Origin of the sequence: Ralstonia sp. AU12-08 (genome assembly GCF_000442475.1) — a bacterium.
In the GTDB taxonomy this organism is placed as follows: Bacteria; Pseudomonadota; Gammaproteobacteria; order Burkholderiales; family Burkholderiaceae; genus Ralstonia; species Ralstonia insidiosa.
Window position 1 is genome coordinate 512058 of the sequence record NZ_ASZV01000047.1, and the last position, 17665, is coordinate 529722.

A 17665-nucleotide genomic window follows, 5' to 3' on the forward strand; every position below is an offset into this window, starting at 1 on the left:
CGTTATTCGTTCAGTCGCGTGTCACGCGCAGCACTTCTTCCAGCGAGGTCGCGCCCGTGTCGATCAAGCGCTGCGCATCGGCGCGCATGGTCTGCAGGCCCTGGCCGATCGCGAATGCCTTGATCTCGGATTCGGCGGCCTGGCGGTGGATCATGGTCTGGATTTCGGGCGTAACGGTCAGCAGTTCGTACACACCGGTCCGGCCCTGGTAGCCCGAATTGCCGCAGCGCTCGCAGCCGACGTGGTGCCACACCGATTTGCGCGCGGGCGTGGCCGGCGCCACGCCGTCCGCAACCGGCGTACCGGCCACGGCTTCCAATTCAGCGGGCGTGAGCTCGAGCACTTCTTCACGGCGGCACTGCACGCACAGGCGGCGCACCAGCCGCTGCGCCAGCACCCCGAGCAGCGACGACGACAGCAGGAACGGCTCGATCCCCATGTCGATCAGGCGCGTCACGGCGGAGGCCGAATCGTTCGTGTGCAGCGTCGCCAGCACCAGGTGACCGGTCAGCGACGCCTGCACGGCAATCTGCGCGGTTTCCAGATCGCGGATTTCCCCGATCATCACCACGTCCGGGTCCTGGCGCAGGATGGCGCGCAGGGCCTTGGCGAAGGTCATGTCGATCTTCGGGTTGACCTGCGTCTGGCCGATGCCGTCGAGGTCGTATTCGATCGGGTCTTCCACCGTCATGATGTTGGTGGACGCCGCATCGAGCCGGGACAGCGCCGCGTACAGCGTGGTCGTCTTGCCGGAACCCGTCGGGCCGGTGACGAGCACGATGCCGTGCGGCTGGTTGATCAGGTGGTCGAAGCGCGCCAGCGTGCCGGCGCCCATGCCGAGCTTGCCGAGGTCCAGGCGCCCGGCTTCCTTGTCGAGCAGACGCAGCACCGCGCGTTCGCCGTGGCCGGTGGGCAGGGTGCTCACCCGCACGTCCACCGGGCGACCGCCCACACGCAGCGTGATGCGGCCATCTTGCGGCAGGCGTTTCTCGGCGATGTCGAGCTGCGCCATGATCTTGATGCGCGAGATCAGCGCGCCGTGCAGCGCCTTCTTCGGGCGCACCACGTCACGCAGCGTGCCGTCCACACGGAAGCGCACCACCGAGGCATTCTCGAACGGTTCGATGTGGATGTCGGATGCGCCTTCCCGCGCGGCCTGCGTGAGCAGCGCGTTGATCATGCGGATGATTGGCGCGTCGTCTTCGGATTCGAGCAGGTCTTCCACGGCGGGAATGTCCTGCATCAGGCGCGAGAGGTCGACTTCGCCTTCCACCTCGCCGACCACCTGGGCGGCGCTGCCATCTTGCGCGTTGTAGGCCGTCTGCGTGGCGGTGGAGAGTGCAGCGGTGTCGAGCGTGACCAGATGCAGCGCGCCGAACACGCGGGCCAGCTCGGCCAGCGCGGTGCGTGAGGTTTCCGGGCAGACCCAGACTTCCAACGTGTCGACGTCCTGCCGGGCGACGAGCAACTTGGCGTCGCGTGCGAACGCGTACGGCACCAGGCGCACCGCCGATTGCGAGGGCGGCTCCAGCGTCTGGACGTCGGTGGTCAGGGCTTGCGTCGTTGCCATGATGTGTTGTCCTCGGCGCCGTTAGCCGCCGTTCCTCGGCGCGTTGCCGTCGTAGCCGCCCGAGGTGGGTGCCGCGAAGTTCTGCAGGCGCGGCTCGCTGCGCGTGGTGCCTTGCGGCATCGGCAGCGGTGCGCCCGGCGGCACCTGCGTGCCGATGGGGCCCTTCGGCACGATCGACACGTCGCCGTAATTGTCGGCCGGGCGCATCGATTCGGGCGTGGGCAGCACCGGCGTGTCCTTGTCGGACGTGGTCGGCAGCATGTTGGGCGAGACAAAGCCTTGCTGCGTCCCGCGCATGTAGTTATAGCGATTGTCCGACAGCGCGCCGGTAGCTTCGGCCGTGCGCAGAATGATCGGGCGCAGGAACACCAGCAGGTTGGTCTTCACGCGCGTCTTGTTCTCGGAGCGGAACAGTGCGCCCAGGATGGGGATGTCGCCCAGGCCCGGCACCTTCTGTTCGCCGTCTTGATAGTTGTCTTCCAGCAGGCCACCGAGCACGACGACCTGGCCGTCGTTGGCCAGCACGTTGGTCTCGATGGAGCGCACGTTGGTGGTCGGGCCCTGCGTCGCGTTCTGCGTGCCGTTCACCACCGACGACGATTCCTGGAAGATCTGCATCTTCACCAGCCCGCCATCCGTGATCTGTGGCTTGACGCGCAGCGTGATACCCACGTCCTTGCGGTCGTAGGTCTGGAACGGCTGCGACGCCGTGCCGGACTGCTGCGTGTACGAGCCAGTGGTGATCGGCACGTTCTGACCGATCAGGATCTTGGCTTCTTCGTTATCTAGCGTGATCAGGTTGGGCGTGGACAGCACGTTGACCGAGCCGTCCGAACCCAGCGCGGTGAGGAGCGCGCCCAGGCCGCTGCCCCGGTTGAATACCCCCACGTTGCCACCGTTGAGCTGTCCGACGTTCAGGCTACCCAGTGCCGCTTGCGCCGCCGTGCTGCCGATGCCGCCCGAACTGATGGCGGCAATCGTGCCGGCCAGATTGAGCAGGTTACCGGAGCCGGTGCCGAAGTTGGTGCCGCCCCCGATATACGTGCCCGGCCCGCCGCCGCCAACCAGCCACTGAATGCCCAGCTGCGACGCCTTGGTGGCCGTCACTTCCACGATCATCGATTCGATGTAGACCTGCGCGCGGCGCGCATCCAGGTCATCAATCACGGCGCGCAGGTTGCGATAAACCGGCTCGCTGGCGGTGATGATAAGGGCGTTGGTGGCGGCATCTGCCTGGATGATGCCGCCGGTGGTCGGCGTGTTGTTCTGCCCGAACGAGGCACGGAACGACGAATTGCCGCTGCCGCCGCTGCTCGAGCCGGAACCGCTGCCGTAGTTGGTGTTCTGCGTGTTCTGGTTGAACTGTGAGCCCGAGGCGCCGCCGGTCGGCTGCGAGGTCGCGCCCTGCGCCGCGCTCTGCCCACCCGGGCCCGTGGATGCGGAGGCCGACAGCGTGGAGTCGGCCGCCACAATGGCGCGCAGCGTCGTGGCCAGCTGTACCGCGTTGGCATTCTTGAGCGGCACCACCCAGATGTTGCCCGGGCGTGCACTGGGCACGTCGAGCTTGGCGATCAGCTGTTTGGCCTGTGCCAGCCGCGCGGCGCTGGAGGCACGCACCATCACGCTGTTCGAGCGCGGCTCGGCCACCACCGAGGTGCGCAGGCTCGGGTCCGACAACGATGCGCCGGCACCGGCCGCGGCGCCACCACCGCCCGACGGGTCGAGCAGCTTCTGCAGCGTGGCGGCCACGTCGATGGCCACGGCGTTCTTCAGCTGGATCAGTTCGGTCTCGCCCGCCGCAGGGGTGTCGATCGACGCGATGATGCGGCCGATGCGGCGCAGGTTATCTGCGTAGTCGGTAATGACCAGCGTGTTGTTGGCCGGGTACGCGGTGATGGTGTTGTTGGGCGCGATCATCGGCCGCAACACCGGCACCAGGTTATTGGCCGATTCATGCTGCAGGCGGAACACCTGCGTGACGACCTGCTCGCCGCCGCGTGCACCCGCGGCACCCACCGAGGTGGGCGAGCCCTGCAGCTTGGCATCCGCTTCCGGCACGACCTTGGTAAAGCCGTTGCCCTCGACAATCGCGTACCCCTGCATGCGCAGGATCGAGCCCAGCGATTCCAGCGCCTGCGAGCGCGTCACTGGTTTTTCGGTGACGAGGTTGACCGTGCCCTTCACGCGCGGGTCGACGATGAAGTTCTTGCCGGTGGCCTGGCCCACGGCCTTCACCACCGATTCCAGATCGGCGTTGACGAAGTTCAGCGAGACCTCATCACCGGGATTGCCGGTGTTGCCATTTTGAGAGGCTGCCGCGCCGGAGGGCGGCGCCGCAAAGACGGGCATCGAGCCGGCCACCATCGTTGCGCAGCACGCCAGGACGATGGCGCGGACGGTGAGTCGGGAAGAGGCGTTGTGCATGGTCTCGTTCATGGTTGTCGGCACACTGGCTCGCGCGCCGGCTTAAGAATCAAAAGCGTAGTCGATAGTGCGACCCGTCGCGCGGGCCCAGCAGGCTCAACAAGCCAATCAATTGCGGTTCCGACTCCGGCGTGGCACTGGCCACACCGTCAAAATGCGCGCCCTGTCCGAGCGTTCCCTGGCCCTGCAGCGACAGCGGTCCGGCCAGCGTCGACAGGGCCAGTTGCATGGGCCCGCCGGCGGCGCCGCCGAACGACAGCACGGCCTGGTAGCTGCCCAGCGGCCGTACCCGGCTGAGGCTGGATGATACCTGCTCAACCGTGACCGTCAGCGCGCCCTGGACCGTGTCCGGCTGGCCCTTTTCTCGTCCGGACGCACGGCCAAATTGGCCCGACAGCGGCGTCCATTTCGCACGCAGCCGACCGTCCAGCTTGAGCGTGTTGAACGGTGCGCCAATACCCTCCAGCAGCGACGCCGGCAGCGTCATCGCCCCGGCTTCGGCTTGCCAGCCACCTGGCGAGACCGACACCACCACGGGCTGCTCCAGCGCGCGGTCGTGCGCCACATGCGCCCGCAGCGTGCCGGTCAGCAGCGGCAGCATGTCGACCGACCACGACAACCGCCCCGGCAGCACGGTTGCATCGGCGCCGCCGTTGCCGGCCGTGAGCGCCAGCGTGGCGCTGCCATGCCAGATACTGCCTTGTGGATCGGCCAGCAGCACACGCTGCCCCGTGGCCGATGCCACCCGTTCAGCGGCCCACGCCGCCGGATACTGCGAGACGACCGTCGCCCCTACAGCCAGCAGCGCAACCCCGCACCACAGCAGGCGCCAGCCCAGGCTGGTGCGTTCAGACGCGTCGCGGCGGCGCAGGCGCAGCGGCGGTAACGATTCGATAGCCATCGGCGCTGCGTCAGCGGCTCGTGGCGGCGGGGCCTTGCAGCGTTGCCGTCACGTTGACCAGGGCGGTGGCGCCCACGTACTTGATGTTCGTGTCGATCACCTTCATGCGCTGCGCTTGCCGCACTTCCTGCAGCCATTCAGCGACGGCGCCGAAGGGCACCTTGTCCAGTTGCACCTGCACGCTCTCGCCCGACAGCGCCATCCGCGTGGCCTTCAGGCCATGGTTGGTGAGGCTGGTGTTGAGTGCCTGTTGCAGCTCTGCACCATGCGGCACCGGTGCGGCGGCAATGGCCGACAGCCCGCGAGCTTCCTGGCCGAGCGTTTCCATCTCGGCCAACTGGCTGCGCATCTGCGGCAGGGCTTTTTCGATGCGGCGTTGTCCTTCAAAGGCCGGGTCCCACAGCACCAGATAGATGATGACCAGCACGAGGATCGCACCACCACCAGCGAGGATGCGGCGCTCGCGCGGCTCGCGCTGCATCCAGAAGGTGGTGACCGTGTCGCGCACCGAGTCCGGCACGCCGATGCGTGGCAGGCGGCGGGCGCCAGAAGCGGAGGAGGAAGGGGAGGAAGTCGCCATGGAGGAATCGTTATTGGGCGATGGAGACCGTCCAGCGCGAGCCCGGCACGGTGGCCTCGGCGCCGCGCGGGGCCTCGGCGGTGTCCATGTTCAGGCCGACGTTGCGGGCGGCGGTGCGTAGCGCGTTGGTGTCGGTGCCGTCCTTGAGCGTGACCGTCAGCGCGCGGCCGTGGTAGTCCAGTGCGAGCAGCGCGTCGGGCGCGAGGCCCGTGGCAGCCTGGGCAAAGCGATCGGCCAGCGGCAGGAAATCTTCCGGTGCGGATTTACCGGCGGCCAGGCGCAGCTGCTCAACTTGGCGGCGCATCTGCGCGGGCGGATCGAGGATCACCGGCGTATTCGGGAAGGCCGTCTGCAGCTGCGTGCGCATGGCGGCATCGAGGCGCTTCTGCTCGGCGCGCAGCGTGAGCCAGCGTGCGTTCATGCCGATGAGCTGCACAACCACGAGCAGCACGGCCAGCGCGATCGGCAGGCGCCACAGGCTCCAGTCCACGCCGGCCATGCCGCCGTTGGCGAAGTCGAACTGGCAGAGGTCGGCCTCGCCCGTGGCGAGTGCGTTGCGCGCGCCCGATGCCCATGCTGCCCAGTCCAGCGTGGCGGCGGCCGGGTCCGTAGACAGGCTAGGTGCGAGTTCGCGCAGGGCAGGCGACACCATCAGCCGGGCCGGCGTGGGTGCAATGGCCAGCCAGTTGGCAACGTTGGCCGGCAGCAGGCGCAGGCCGTAGCCCTCGGCGGGGCCGGTGCGGACGGTGATGTCGACAGCCGCAGGCGCATCCGGATCGGAGGGCGGTGCTGCATCCAGTGCAATCGTGGCCGGAGCGACTACCGCTGCGGCAGCGTCTGCTGCTTCCGCGGCGACGGGCTCAACCGGGGCTTCGAGCGACGGCTCGGCGCGCTCGGCGTCGTTGGCGGCCTCAACCGGCGCGGCGATGGCCGCAGACGTTTCAAACGGCAGGCAAAGCTGCGCAGGCAGCAAGTGACACGTGCGGTGCTTGTGCGCGCCAAAGCTGTCGAGGATGAAGCGGACCCACGCGCGGTCGGCAATCATCAGCGTGCGCGACTGCGGCTCACGCGGGGCGCGCCAGCCACGGATGGGGGCAGCGGCGAGGCGCGGGCCGAGGGCGATGTGGCATTGCTGTGCGTCCTGCACCAGGCGGTCTTCTACCAGGTTGGGCAGGGCCAGGCGCAGCTTGGGCAATGCCAGCGGCGGCACATTGGCGGGCACCAGCAAGACGTCGGCGGCCGGCAGCAGCAGGATCAGGCGGTCGGCCGCGGGCAGCTCGTCCGGGCGCGACGTGCCTTCACGCAGGATGCGCTGGGCGCCTTGTGTGCCTTCCTCGCGCACCAGCGCAAACGGCACGGACGCGAGCGCACCCGCTTGCCAGCGTTCGGGCGATTGAATGGGCCGGTGCGGCAGGCGCACGTACAGGGAGGTCGTCAAACCGCTCCTCTATTGAGAGTGTTGATGCGAGCTACCGGAATCACCGGGAATGCCCCCGGACTGCGCAAGACCCGCGATGCTGAACGATGCGGATGACAATACGGCGAAGGCTAGGGTCTGTCTACTGACGGAATGTCCGCAGTTAGAGGGGTGTTGCGGCGCCGTCATGACGGAATTCCGTCGATGCGGCGGACCCAGACGATACGGGTCGCGTTATTGTTGACCGGATCACCACGTGAAACAAGCGCCACCTGGCCAAGCTGCGCGCGCTCGTGGCGGGCCATGCCGTAGACCAGGAAGTAGTGCGTCTGCACGTCCAGCAGGTTGCTGATATTGCTGGTGTCCGCGCCAGGCGCCAAGCCGCGCAGCTGGTTGGTGACGTCGCCGATGTTGCGGAAGTAGGCGCGGTCGCGCGCCTGCACCAGTGCCCGCGCGCGGTCCAGGCTCAGGCTGGGGATGACAGCAGCCAGCACTTCGGCGCTGGCCGTGTTGGCGTTGATCTGCGTGCGCGTGGGCAGCACGATCACGTACGGGCGCAGCTTGCGCACCGCATCTGCCGTATAGCCGGGGATGGACAGCAGGCTATCCACATCATCGAGCGGGCGTGGGCCGTTGCCAGTGCTACCGCCACCGCCGCTGTCATCACCGCCACCAGATTGCCCCCCGGTAGCGCCCTCGACCGACTGGAAGCCGCCCAGCATCTGCGCCAGGGTCGTCGCCGTGAGGTTGGCCAGGCTCGGGTCAAGATTCAGCGACTGCAACAGCTGGCCGTAAGCCTTGATGCCGTCCTTGTCGCGGCCGGTGACGATGGTGCGCGTGCCCAGCGTCTGCATCGTCAGCAGGTTCATCAGGTTGAAGCGCGCCTGGGCATCGAAGATGCGGCCCGAGAGGTATGACTCCTCGCCCGCCGTATCCGTGCGCAGCGAGCTGCCGAGGAAGTCCGACAGCTTGGTCTCCTGAATGGGCACGGCCCAGATCTCGCCCAGGTGGTCGACGGCGCCGGTGCGGCGCAGGTCGTCGCGCAGGATCAGGCGGGCCCAGTCGATGCCCGCCCGCGCGATCCACGTGGCTTGCGCCTTCAGGCGCTGGTTTTCCACCGCGCGAATCTCTACCTGCTGGCGCCACAGCATGCCCGAGACGATCACCACGGCCAGCGTGACCACCAGCAGCGCGGTGACGATAGCCGCGCCGCGCTGGCGCGCACCACGGTGCAGGGGCCTGGACGAGCATCGCGCCATGTCAAAGCCCCGTCATGCAGATGCGCGTGAAGCGCTGCGGCGCGCCCTGCGGCGTCATGCGCACGAGCAGCGCCAACTCCACCGCGCGCACGGAGGCCGCCGGCACCACCACGCCGTTGTTGGCAGACGGCGCCGATGCGCTGGGCGTGGAGGCCGACGGCAGGCCCGTCAGCGTGGTCGTATTGCTGCCGCCCGGAAACAGCGCCGCCGACAGCGCGCCGGTGCTGTCCAGCCAGCCGCCGGGTTCGATCCAGGCGCGGGCGCTGATGCCGTCGATATTGCTGGCGAGCTGGTAGCGCGCCGCATTGCCGCCGCCCTGGCGCAGGTTGTCGAACGCGCTGCGCAGGTCGCCGCGGTTGGTGATGGGCTGGCTTTGCAGGCGTTCGAGCCGGCTGTCGACGATGCGATAGAGCACCACCTGCCACGCGGGCGGCTGGCTGTCGTCGCGGCGGTCGCGCACCAGCAGCACGCGATTGGCATCCACCTCGATCGGTGAGCGCGACAGGGTGTTCGGATCGGCCAGTTGCGTGCAGTCGGCATCGAACTGGGCGTAGGCGGTCTTGAGGGCTTCGATGCGTTCGTCGCGTTGGGCCAGCGCCTCGTGCGTGCGCGTCATGCTGTCCAGCCCGCGCCAGGCCAACACGGCCAGGATCGCCAGCAGCGTGATCGCCACCAGCAGCTCAAGCAGGGTGAAGCCGCGTGCGCGGCGCTCAGAAGACATTGCGCGCATCGTTGGGCAGCAGGGTGACCAGCCAGGCCAGCCGCACGGACTTGGCGGCGTCGGCATACACCGACACCTCCACGCGGCGGAACACCGGGTTGGGCGTGGTGGCGACGGTCTCTTCGCACCAGAGTTCGGTATCGCCCTGCGGGCACGAGAAGCCGCGCGAGCCCGGATCAGGGAAGGCGCGCGCCAGACGGAGGTTGGCGAGATCGTTCTCGGCGCTCCAGGTGGCGATCATGCGGGTCTGCAAGGACTCGCTGGCCGACGTCATGCTGCCCATGGCGCGCATGGTGGCGGTGAGCGCCACGGCCACGATGGTCAGCGCCACCAGCACTTCCAGCAGGGTAAAGCCACGACGCGCGCGCGCGCGTCCGAGGTGGCGTGCGGGTTTGACTGCGGGCGTCATGGTGTTTCGGTCAGTACGCGTGGGCCGCCGTCGGACACGATGTCCACACGCGCACCCTGGGAGGTCAGCGCCACGCGCCACGGCAGGCCGATCGCCTCGCGGCCGAACACCAGCCGCTGCGGTGCACCGGGCACCGTCGCGGCACCGCTGACGATCTGTACGCTGTCCATGCCTTGGCGCCAGTGGCCCGGCGCCAGTACATCACGTGTGAGCACGCGCCAGCCGTTGGGCGTCGATTCATAGAAACGCCAGCCTTGCGCATCGCCTTCCCATGCCACGGGGCGCGAGGTCAGTTGCGCTTCTTCCTGGCCAAGCTCGATTAGACGGGCCATCTTCTGCGCGTCGTCGTTCAATTGCGAGCGCGGGTTGGGCGTGGCATTCACGGCCACCACGCCCAGCACGATGCCGATGATGACCACCACCACCAGCAACTCCAGCAGCGTGAAGCCGCGAGCGTGATGGCGGGGCAGCGGATGGCCGTTCATGGTGATGACGGAGCGGGCGGGTGCTCAGTTGTCCCAGTTGCCGATGTCGGCGTCGTTGCCCGTGCCGCCTGGCTGGCCGTCGGCGCCAAAGCTAAAGATGTCCACTTCGCCGCGCACGCCCGGGTTCAGGTACTGGTACGGGTGGCCCCACGGGTCCTTCGGCAGGCGCTCCAGATAGCCGCCGGCCTTCCAGTTGTTGGGGATGGGCTCGGTGGTCGGCTTGGCGACCAGCGCGCCAATCCCCTGCTCGGTGGTCGGGTAGCGGCCGTTGTCCAGGCGGTAGAGCTTGAGCGCCTGCGAGATGGAAGCAATGTCCTGCTTGGCGGCAATGATGCGTGCCTCGTCGGGGCGGCTCATGATCTTCGGCACCACCAGCGCGGCAAGGATGCCGAGGATCACCACCACCACCATGATTTCGATCAGGGTGAAGCCACGCGCCGCACGACGGGCCAGGGTGGCGCCTGCACGTTGGCGGAAAGAGGAGCGGAGTTGGCCTTGCATCATGGCGAGAGAGTTGGCAATAAGAGTGGGAACACAGTATATCCGTGAGATATGACCATAGATTGTGCGGCGGGGTCGTGCCGCGCCTACGTTTAGAACGGGCCCTCCAAGCTGTTCATCGAACCGGCATGAAGGGCGGATAGAATCAGCAAACTCTCACGGTGCACCACCACGTTTCATGAACGCTCAACAGTCGTCCCGCCTGCTCAGTCTTGTACTGTTTGCTGCCCTGTGTGCGCTGTTGACGCACTGGGTTCTGACACTGTCGTCGCTGCGCGCGCTGTCCGTGCCGCGCGAGGCCCGCGTGGCGCAGACCGACGCGCTGGAGACCGGCGCCTCGGTCACGCTTTTCGGCGGCGGCCCGCAGACCGGCCCGCGCGACGTGCAGGTGGCCGGCGTGGTGGCCGATCTGGCCGACGGCTCCGGCGCGGCCATCGTCTCGGTGGATGGCGGCCCGCCACAGGCTGTGCGTGCCGGCAAGTCGCTGTCGTCCAACCTCAAGCTGGTCGAAATCAAGGCGCGCTCCGTGGTGATCGAACGCAACGGCACACGCCAGGAGATTCCGCTGCCGGCCAGCGCCGTGGTGGCGGGGGTCTCGCCGGGCAACCGTAACGCGCAACCGCTGCCGCCGTCGGGTGCCGCGGCTCCGCTGGCAACGCCCGCCACGCCCGCCACGCCGCCAATGACAGTGCCCAACAACCCGGCCAACACCACCTTGCCGGGCGCCATGCTGCCCATCGCGCCCGCACAGATGAATACGGGCGAGGATGTGCCCAACCAGGGCGGCGGTATCACGGGCCCGCGCCATCGCGCGGCAGCCGCTGCCCGCAAGGGCGATACGTCACAGCAGCAGCCACAACCTGGCGCAGATCAGTAAGTGCACAACAACGCCCGGCGTGACCGGGCGCGCATATTACAGCGCGTGTGATCGGGGTAACAGCGTGTAAAACCCGGCAACGTGATGGCATTGTCGGGTTCTAATCCGTTACACAGTCCATGTGAAAAGGAGCTGACCATGACCAACAAACGTGCTGTCCACGCCTTCCTCGCAACTTCGGCCCTGTTCCTGGCCATGTCGGGCATGAACGCCCGCGCCCAGGACGCCAGCGCGCCCGCCGCGCAGGCACCCGCAGCCGCCCAGGCGCCGAGCACCACCGCCCGCGCCGCCAAGCCGGCCCACCACGGCGGCTTCAAGGCCATCGACACCAACGGCGACGGCCAGATCTCGCGCGACGAGGCCAAGGGTCACGCCTGGCTGGAAAAGAACTTCGACCAGATCGACACCAACCACGACGGCCAACTCAGCAAGGAAGAGCTGGCCGCCTGGCGCAAGGCCCACAAGGGCGAAGCACGCGCCAAGATGGAAGAGCGCTTCGACGCCAAGTTCAAGGCCGCCGACAAGAACGGCGACGGCGCCCTGACCAAGGACGAAGTGCAGGCCGGCATGCCGCGCCTGGCCAAGAACTTCGACCAGATCGACGCCAACCACGACGGCAAGGTCACGGAAGACGAGATCCGCGCGTACATGCAGGCGCGTCACGATGCCCGCAAGGCGCAGAAGGCCGCCTCGGCAACGACGCCAGCTACCACGCAAACGCAATAACGCATCGTTCGATGCAGCCAATGGCGGCGCCTTCGGGCGCCGTTTTTCATGGCTGCGCGAACTCACATCATCCCATCGACACGCGACTGAATGGAGGCGGCTTGGCGACAGCGCGGTGTCAGCAGCGCATGCGCTTTCGCCACGCTGCGCGCATGAAAAAACACCCCGGTGGCGAACCAGCGGGGTGTGGAGGAAGCAAGCCTGACGTGAGGATGTTCAGGCTGGCTGATCGTCGGCCTTGAGCACGCCGCGGCGCATCTGGTCGAGCTCAATCGACTCGAACAGCGCCTTGAAGTTGCCCTCGCCAAAACCTTGGTTGCCCTTGCGCTGGATGAACTCGAAGAAGATCGGGCCGAGCTGGTTTTCCGAGAAAATCTGCAGCAGCAGGTCGCCCGGGGCACCGTCGATCAGGATCTTGCGCTTCTTCAGTTCCGCCACGTCTTCGCCATGGCCGGGGATGCGCTTGTCGACCAGTTCGTAGTATGTGTCGATGGTGTCCAGCAGCTTGATGCCGTTGCCGCGCAGTGCGTCCACCGTGGCCGACAGGTTGGTCGAACCCAGTGCGATGTGTTGGATGCCCTCGCCGTGGTACATGTCCAGGTACTCTTGGATCTGACCGGCCTTCTCCGTCCCTTCCTCGTTGATGGGGATGCGGATGTTGCCGCACGGGCTCGTCATCGCCTTGCTCTTCACACCCGTGACCTGGCCTTCGATGTCGAAGTAGCGCACTTCACGGAAGTTGAAGAAGCGTTCGTAAAACTCGGCCCATTCCTTCATGCGGCCACGGTAGACGTTGTGCGTCAGGTGGTCGATGTAGGTCAGGCCGTGCCCGGTGGGGTTCGGGTTGGCGCCAGCAATGGGCACGAAATCGACGTCGTAGATGCTGATGTTGCCGATGTCGCCCGGCTTGGCTTCATTCTTGCCGGTCCAGCGGTCCACCAGGTAGATCAGCGAATCGCCGATGCCCTTGATGGCCGGAATGTTCAGTTCCATCGGGCCGCTATGGGTGTCGAAACCCCAGGCGCCCAGTTCCAGCGCGCGCTTGTAAGCGAAGGCCGCGTCTTGCACGCGGAATGCAATCGCGCAGATCGACGGGCCGTGCAGGCGCGCAAAGCGCTGCGCGAACGAATCCGGCTCGGCGTTGATGATGAAGTTGATGTCGCCTTGGCGATACAGCGTCACGTTCTTGTGGCGGTGCTTCGCAATGGCGGTAAAGCCCATGTTCTCGAACAGCTTGCCCATGGCAACGGGGTCCGGCGCGGCGTATTCGATGAACTCGAAACCGGCGGTGCCCATCGGGTTTTCCCAAGGCGTGAATTGCATGGCGATGTCTCCTGCAGGGGGCGGCGCACTCACTGCGGTGAGGAGGGCGCTCAGGGCTTTGACGATCCTCGCAGTGTAGAAGTGTCCATCTACGCAAAAATTGCGAAGTTGTGCCCGGCTTGCTAAATTTGCGCAAGAAAATTGCCGAATAAATTGGTGCGGAGCAACAAAATGAGCAAGGTGGAACTCGACAAGATTGACCGCAAGATCCTGGAGGTCCTCCAGAACAACGGCCGCCTCACCAATCTGGAAGTCGCCGAGCGGGTGAACCTGTCACCCAGCCCGTGTTTGCGACGCATCCGCCGCCTGGAGGAGAGCGGCGTGATCCGGCAGTACGCCGCGCTGCTCGATCCGGGCAAGATCGGCCTGGGGCTGTCGGCGTACATCAATGTGCGGCTGGAGAAGCAGGGCGGGGCGCCCAAGGGCAAGGCGCCGGGCGATATCTTCCGCGCCGCTGTTGCCACCTGGCCTGAGGTGGTCACGTGCTACGCCATGACTGGCGAGATGGACTACCTGCTCAAGGTGTTCGTGGAAGACATGGACCACTTTGCGCGGTTCATCCGCGACCAACTGCTCGCCCACCCGGCGGTGATTGATGTGAAGAGCAGCTTTGCGCTGGAGCGGATTAAGGATACGACGGCGTTGCCGGTGGTGGTTTGAGGGGCGGTTAGCGGGGCAACACAGTGGCTTATCCAATAGAACGAAAACTAGTGATTGGGGTGGCGTCCAGCGCGTTGTTTGATCTCGCAGAGTCGGATGAGATTTATAGGACTGAGGGCGTCGAACAATATCGGCTACACCAAGAAAAAACCCTGGATGTACCCTTTCCGAAGGGGGTGGCTTTTCCGTTTATCAGGCGATTCCTTCACATCAATCGGGTTTTCCCCAGGCAATCTCCGGTAGAAGTTGTGCTGTTGTCCCGCAACTCGCCGGAGACTGGGTTACGCGTATTTCGCTCCATCAAGCACTACGGCCTTGATATCACGCGCGCCGCGTTCATGGCGGGGCGCTCTCCATACGAGTATGTCCCCGCGTTCAATGCATCCTTGTTCCTGACTGCGAACGAGGCAGACGTTCAGCAGTCGATCGACGCGAACTATCCGGCGGGTTTGGTCTTGCCTTCGACGGTCTATGACGATGCACTCGACACTGAACTGAGGGTTGCTTTCGACTTTGACGGGGTCATCGCCGACGATGAAGCGGAGTCCGTATATAAGCGCAATAACGACTTAGACGAATTCCAGGCTCACGAGTCAGCTCATCGGGAGACACCCCATCAGCCGGGGTTGCTGGCCGACCTCTTTATGAAGCTTGCTTTCTTGCAGAAACTCGAAGAAAAGCGAGTGAAGGAAGAGCCGGGCTATCAGAAACTGGTGCGTACAGCCATCGTGACCGCACGCAATGCGCCGGCACACGAGCGTGTGGTCACCACTTTGAAATCATGGGGAGTATCGCCCGATGAATCCTTCTTTCTTGGTGGCATGGATAAAGCGAGAATACTTTCCATTCTGAAACCCCACATGTATTTCGATGATCAGCTAAGTCATTTGAAGTCCTCAGTGGCGAATATCCCAATGGTGCACATTCCTTTCGGGATCGCTAATCGCAAGGTCTCGCAATAGCTCTTGCACAGCGCCGTGTGGCGATGTCGCGGCGTTGATCAATGGCTAGGCCGAGGGGCATGTTCGACCCACACCTGCTCACCAGGATGGTGCTCCGCAATCGTATCGACAGCGCCTTGCAAAACCTCTGCAGATGCTCCGTGCAGCGGATAGACAAACCGCGAGACATTGCGTCCAGCAAGCTTGCTGTATTCGGCATCGGACACAGCATCCGATCCGCACCAGATCGGCAAATTCGCATCGCTTGCGAGTTGCAGCGCGCGCTGCAAACCTTCAGGGGTAATAGCTAAGAAGACCATGTCGCGTCAGTTGGCCGCCTCAGCCACCACCAAATTCGCATCCCGCACCAACCGCCACTTCCCATCCGCCTCCTTGCACAAGATAGTGAGCGTCTGCCCCGAGCGCAGCACCACCTTGCCATCCGGCATCGTAATGACAATGCGCAGCGCATTGCGCAGGTAAGCGATATCGCCAAACACCTGCACTTCCTGAATGTCGCTCGTGCCGTCCACCTGCACATCCTTCATGCCGTTCGACATGGCCGCGAAGGCTTCTTTGCCGAAGGGCGCCTGACCAGGCGTGAGGAACAGCACGTCGTCGGTCATCAGGCTGAGCACGGTGGGCAGATCGCCGGCTTTGCTGGCAGCGAGCCAAGTCTCCACCACGTTGCGGATGGCGCGTTCGTCGTCGGTCATGGCGGGGCGGGCGTTGGTGAGCGAGCCGTTCACTCTACACCGCGGGTTCGACCGGTGGCGCCACACGGCGCTTGATGAAGACGGCCGGTGATAGCACCGGAATGTGCCGCGCACGCAGCGTGACCAGCCAGTCGCCGACGGCACCTTCGCAGGTGAGGCGAAAGTGCTCCGCATCGATCCACTGCACATCGGCCAGCCAGAACGTGGCGTAGGGTGCGCCGATGGTGGCGGTGTCGATCACGCGTGACAGGTCGTGCGCGACGAGCGTGACGGAGACGGCTTCTTCAAACGGGCAGTCGTACTCGGTGATGAGCACTAAGCCGAGATCGGTTTCGTACTGCCGCAGCAAGTCGTAGCCGGGAATGGCGAGCGTGGGGTGCGGTACGCCGTCAACGATCACGCGCGTGCGCGCGGGCCACTTCTCATACGGGCCGCTGTGTTTTTCCAGAGCGAAGCGTTGGAGCGGTTGCATGGCGGCGCGGGCAGTGGCTCCGTTTCTTGAGGTGAGCGCGAATACGGAGTCCGGCTTTCGGGCATAGGCGGAGCCAGCATGGTAGCCAGCGCGGAGCGGCTGCGTGTTAAGGGCCGCTGATGTCGGTTGCCGGTGGCCGCGATAACGCAGCCATCGGCGCAGCGGGCGTCATTGCTTGGGCGACGGATCATCCTGCGGGTTGACGTACTTGATGTCCAGCGGCCCCGTGCCATGGATCTGCACCACCGTTGCCGTCTTGGTGAAGGCGTAGTGGTGCACGCCGCCCGGCAGGTTGTGGAAGCCGCCCGCCTTGAGCGCGTGCGCGGCGCCCATGTCAATGGTGTCGCCGCCGCCCAGATAGAGCGTGCCCGAGATCACCGTGATGTTCTCGGTTTGAGTGTGCCAGTGCGGCGGCACCTTGTAGCCGCCCGGTGCCTTAATGCGGATGACGTACGGGCCATCCTTGCCTGGGTCGCCGTAGAGCACGGCCAGCTTGAGGCCCTTGGGCATGCTCGGGGGGCCGTCAACCCACTTCATGCCGGCAGGATTCATCATCATCATTTCGCTGTCGGCGGTGTCCTGGGCGTGGGTGGGCAGGGCGCCCAGGCACAGCAGCACGATCGCGCTCAACAGCGGCCAGTGCGCAAGTGGCTTGTTCATCTTCGTCTCCTTCTTGCCTCGGCATCGGCTCGCGGGCGACGAGGGATGGGCCGCCCCTGAAGGGCGAGTGGTGCCTCGCAGTCATCGTAGGGGAGGCACCCGTGCGGCTGACAAGCACGCAATCGCTCTAGGCTGCGGCCCTTGTGGAGCAGAACGAAAAAACGCCCGGTCAGAGCCGGGCGTTTTGTGTAGGCGGTGCGATCAGACCGTGCGCTTTTGCGGCACCAGCGAGCGCCAGAAGCGCTGGCCGAAGCGGCGTGCATCGCGCAGGTTGCGCTTGAGCAGGTAGTCCAGGTCGGCCACTTGTTCGTCGATGGCCTCGGTCAGCAGGCTCATCGTGTCGGCGGGCGGCAATTCCAGGTAGGCGTCGGCTTCACCGTACGCATACTGCACGCGCATGCCGGCCTTCTTGGCGATGTGCATCATGGCCGCGTTGCGCGACAGGCAGTGCATGTACAACGTGCGTACCTTGGTGTTCTGGCCGTGCATGGCGGCGCGCTGGAACAGCGCACTGCCCACGCCCTTGCCGCGTGCAGATTCCGACACCGACACGCCAAACTCCGCCACGCGCCCTTGCGGGTTGTCGCGCAGGTAGGCGAGGTGGCCAACGCCGACCAGCTCCAGGCGCTCGTTATAGACGCCAAAGACCTTGTCGTGGTCGAAGTCGATGCTGTCGACGTACGCTTCGATGACGTGATCCCGCACCACCTGGCCGAAACGCAGCAGGCGGTCTTCCTCGCCCAGGGCGAGCAGGTGTTTGAGCAGGCGCGAGCGATGGTGCGCGGCAAGCTCGCGTACCAGCACGGTGGAACGCGGCGCACCTTGCGCGGCTTCCGTCTTGTCGATGTCGTCTTGGGTGACGACGCCGATGGCCTTGCTCAGTTCGAGCGGGTTCACGACAACGTTTCCTATTCTGTGTACGCCCTTATTGGAAGGGCAACGGGGTGATGGTTTGGAGGCGCGAATGGCGCTTCCGGAGCACGCAGTCGGGTGCAACTGGGTGTTGTGCAACGCACCATGCTA

Annotated in this window: 20 protein-coding genes; 4 read left to right on the forward strand and 16 right to left on the reverse strand. The window is 65.6% G+C overall.

What is annotated here, in order from left to right:
• Positions 1-10: 10 nt before the first annotated feature.
• The 10 genes from gspE to gspG form a co-directional block, all read right to left on the reverse strand.
• On the reverse strand, positions 11-1570 hold the full coding sequence (gene gspE, locus C404_RS54515; protein WP_021197269.1) for a type II secretion system ATPase GspE: 1560 nt from the start codon (positions 1568-1570) through the stop codon (positions 11-13).
• Positions 1571-1591: 21 nt separating this feature from the next.
• Positions 1592-4006 (reverse strand): type II secretion system secretin GspD, encoded by a 2415-nt coding sequence (gspD, locus tag C404_RS54520; RefSeq protein WP_021197270.1) that lies wholly within the window; start codon positions 4004-4006, stop codon positions 1592-1594.
• 37 nt (positions 4007-4043) lie between these two features.
• Complete coding sequence (locus tag C404_RS54525) at positions 4044-4895, reverse strand: type II secretion system protein N (RefSeq protein WP_021197271.1); 852 nt, start codon at positions 4893-4895, stop codon at positions 4044-4046.
• A 10-nt stretch (positions 4896-4905) separates the two neighbouring features.
• Positions 4906-5475 (reverse strand): type II secretion system protein GspM, encoded by a 570-nt coding sequence (gene gspM / locus C404_RS54530; RefSeq protein ID WP_031330103.1) that lies wholly within the window; start codon positions 5473-5475, stop codon positions 4906-4908.
• A gap of 10 nt (positions 5476-5485) precedes the next feature.
• On the reverse strand, positions 5486-6913 hold the full coding sequence (gene gspL, locus C404_RS54535; protein WP_021197273.1) for a type II secretion system protein GspL: 1428 nt from the start codon (positions 6911-6913) through the stop codon (positions 5486-5488).
• A gap of 164 nt (positions 6914-7077) precedes the next feature.
• Positions 7078-8151, reverse strand: a complete 1074-nt coding sequence (gene gspK, locus C404_RS54540) for a type II secretion system minor pseudopilin GspK (RefSeq protein WP_021197274.1) — start codon at positions 8149-8151, stop codon at positions 7078-7080.
• Position 8152: 1 nt separating this feature from the next.
• Positions 8153-8881 carry a PulJ/GspJ family protein gene (locus C404_RS54545; RefSeq protein ID WP_031330104.1) on the reverse strand — a complete coding sequence of 243 codons (729 nt, stop codon included), beginning with the start codon at positions 8879-8881 and terminating at the stop codon, positions 8153-8155.
• Positions 8862-9281: a type II secretion system minor pseudopilin GspI gene (gene gspI / locus C404_RS54550; protein ID WP_021197276.1), complete on the reverse strand. Its 420-nt coding sequence runs from the start codon at positions 9279-9281 to the stop codon at positions 8862-8864. Before gspI ends, C404_RS54545 begins: the two co-directional genes overlap by 20 nt.
• On the reverse strand, positions 9278-9766 hold the full coding sequence (locus tag C404_RS54555; protein ID WP_021197277.1) for a GspH/FimT family pseudopilin: 489 nt from the start codon (positions 9764-9766) through the stop codon (positions 9278-9280). The genes gspI and C404_RS54555 overlap by 4 nt, the downstream gene beginning before the upstream one ends.
• Positions 9767-9790: 24 nt before the next feature.
• On the reverse strand, positions 9791-10270 hold the full coding sequence (gene gspG, locus C404_RS54560) for a type II secretion system major pseudopilin GspG (RefSeq protein ID WP_021197278.1): 480 nt from the start codon (positions 10268-10270) through the stop codon (positions 9791-9793).
• Positions 10271-10445: 175 nt separating this feature from the next.
• Between gspG and C404_RS54565 the strand changes: the two genes are divergently transcribed.
• Complete coding sequence (locus tag C404_RS54565; RefSeq protein ID WP_021197279.1) at positions 10446-11144, forward strand: type II secretion system protein N; 699 nt, start codon at positions 10446-10448, stop codon at positions 11142-11144.
• A gap of 138 nt (positions 11145-11282) precedes the next feature.
• On the forward strand, positions 11283-11870 hold the full coding sequence (locus C404_RS54570) for an EF-hand domain-containing protein (RefSeq protein WP_021197280.1): 588 nt from the start codon (positions 11283-11285) through the stop codon (positions 11868-11870).
• A gap of 216 nt (positions 11871-12086) precedes the next feature.
• On the opposite strand, the gene hppD is transcribed toward C404_RS54570, so the two are convergent.
• Positions 12087-13193 (reverse strand): 4-hydroxyphenylpyruvate dioxygenase, encoded by a 1107-nt coding sequence (gene hppD, locus C404_RS54575; protein ID WP_021197281.1) that lies wholly within the window; start codon positions 13191-13193, stop codon positions 12087-12089.
• A 171-nt stretch (positions 13194-13364) separates the two neighbouring features.
• Here hppD and C404_RS54580 point away from each other — a divergent pair, with 171 nt between their 5' ends.
• Together C404_RS54580 and C404_RS54585 are read left to right on the forward strand one after the other, a co-directional pair.
• Positions 13365-13853: an Lrp/AsnC family transcriptional regulator gene (locus tag C404_RS54580; RefSeq protein ID WP_021197282.1), complete on the forward strand. Its 489-nt coding sequence runs from the start codon at positions 13365-13367 to the stop codon at positions 13851-13853.
• 23 nt (positions 13854-13876) lie between these two features.
• Positions 13877-14815 (forward strand): 5'-nucleotidase, encoded by a 939-nt coding sequence (locus C404_RS54585; RefSeq protein ID WP_031330105.1) that lies wholly within the window; start codon positions 13877-13879, stop codon positions 14813-14815.
• A 38-nt stretch (positions 14816-14853) separates the two neighbouring features.
• On the opposite strand, the gene C404_RS59635 is transcribed toward C404_RS54585, so the two are convergent.
• The 5 genes from C404_RS59635 to C404_RS54610 form a co-directional block, all read right to left on the reverse strand.
• Positions 14854-15114, reverse strand: a complete 261-nt coding sequence (locus C404_RS59635; RefSeq protein WP_080981256.1) for a hypothetical protein — start codon at positions 15112-15114, stop codon at positions 14854-14856.
• 6 nt (positions 15115-15120) lie between these two features.
• A complete protein-coding gene (locus C404_RS54595; RefSeq protein WP_031330106.1) occupies positions 15121-15510 on the reverse strand; it encodes an SgcJ/EcaC family oxidoreductase in 390 nt (129 codons plus the stop codon).
• A gap of 34 nt (positions 15511-15544) precedes the next feature.
• Positions 15545-15982: a hypothetical protein gene (locus tag C404_RS54600; protein ID WP_021197286.1), complete on the reverse strand. Its 438-nt coding sequence runs from the start codon at positions 15980-15982 to the stop codon at positions 15545-15547.
• A 168-nt stretch (positions 15983-16150) separates the two neighbouring features.
• A complete protein-coding gene (locus tag C404_RS54605; RefSeq protein WP_021197287.1) occupies positions 16151-16642 on the reverse strand; it encodes a cupin domain-containing protein in 492 nt (163 codons plus the stop codon).
• A 201-nt stretch (positions 16643-16843) separates the two neighbouring features.
• On the reverse strand, positions 16844-17539 hold the full coding sequence (locus C404_RS54610; protein WP_021197288.1) for a GNAT family N-acetyltransferase: 696 nt from the start codon (positions 17537-17539) through the stop codon (positions 16844-16846).
• Positions 17540-17665: the final 126 nt, after the last annotated feature.

Excerpts from the sequence above, each read along its gene's own strand:
- gspE (WP_021197269.1), bottom strand. The coding sequence starts at position 1,570 with ATGGCAACGACGCAAGCCCTGACCACCGACGTCCAGACGCTGGAGCCG.
- gspD (WP_021197270.1), bottom strand. The coding sequence starts at position 4,006 with ATGAACGAGACCATGCACAACGCCTCTTCCCGACTCACCGTCCGCGCC.
- C404_RS54525 (WP_021197271.1), bottom strand. The coding sequence starts at position 4,895 with ATGGCTATCGAATCGTTACCGCCGCTGCGCCTGCGCCGCCGCGACGCG.
- gspM (WP_031330103.1), bottom strand. The coding sequence starts at position 5,475 with ATGGCGACTTCCTCCCCTTCCTCCTCCGCTTCTGGCGCCCGCCGCCTG.
- gspK (WP_021197274.1), bottom strand. The coding sequence starts at position 8,151 with ATGGCGCGATGCTCGTCCAGGCCCCTGCACCGTGGTGCGCGCCAGCGC.
- C404_RS54545 (WP_031330104.1), bottom strand. The coding sequence starts at position 8,881 with ATGCGCGCAATGTCTTCTGAGCGCCGCGCACGCGGCTTCACCCTGCTT.
- gspI (WP_021197276.1), bottom strand. The coding sequence starts at position 9,281 with ATGACGCCCGCAGTCAAACCCGCACGCCACCTCGGACGCGCGCGCGCG.
- C404_RS54555 (WP_021197277.1), bottom strand. The coding sequence starts at position 9,766 with ATGAACGGCCATCCGCTGCCCCGCCATCACGCTCGCGGCTTCACGCTG.
- gspG (WP_021197278.1), bottom strand. The coding sequence starts at position 10,270 with ATGATGCAAGGCCAACTCCGCTCCTCTTTCCGCCAACGTGCAGGCGCC.
- C404_RS54565 (WP_021197279.1), top strand. The coding sequence starts at position 10,446 with ATGAACGCTCAACAGTCGTCCCGCCTGCTCAGTCTTGTACTGTTTGCT.
- C404_RS54570 (WP_021197280.1), top strand. The coding sequence starts at position 11,283 with ATGACCAACAAACGTGCTGTCCACGCCTTCCTCGCAACTTCGGCCCTG.
- hppD (WP_021197281.1), bottom strand. The coding sequence starts at position 13,193 with ATGCAATTCACGCCTTGGGAAAACCCGATGGGCACCGCCGGTTTCGAG.
- C404_RS54580 (WP_021197282.1), top strand. The coding sequence starts at position 13,365 with ATGAGCAAGGTGGAACTCGACAAGATTGACCGCAAGATCCTGGAGGTC.
- C404_RS59635 (WP_080981256.1), bottom strand. The coding sequence starts at position 15,114 with ATGGTCTTCTTAGCTATTACCCCTGAAGGTTTGCAGCGCGCGCTGCAA.
- C404_RS54595 (WP_031330106.1), bottom strand. The coding sequence starts at position 15,510 with ATGACCGACGACGAACGCGCCATCCGCAACGTGGTGGAGACTTGGCTC.
- C404_RS54600 (WP_021197286.1), bottom strand. The coding sequence starts at position 15,982 with ATGCAACCGCTCCAACGCTTCGCTCTGGAAAAACACAGCGGCCCGTAT.
- C404_RS54605 (WP_021197287.1), bottom strand. The coding sequence starts at position 16,642 with ATGAACAAGCCACTTGCGCACTGGCCGCTGTTGAGCGCGATCGTGCTG.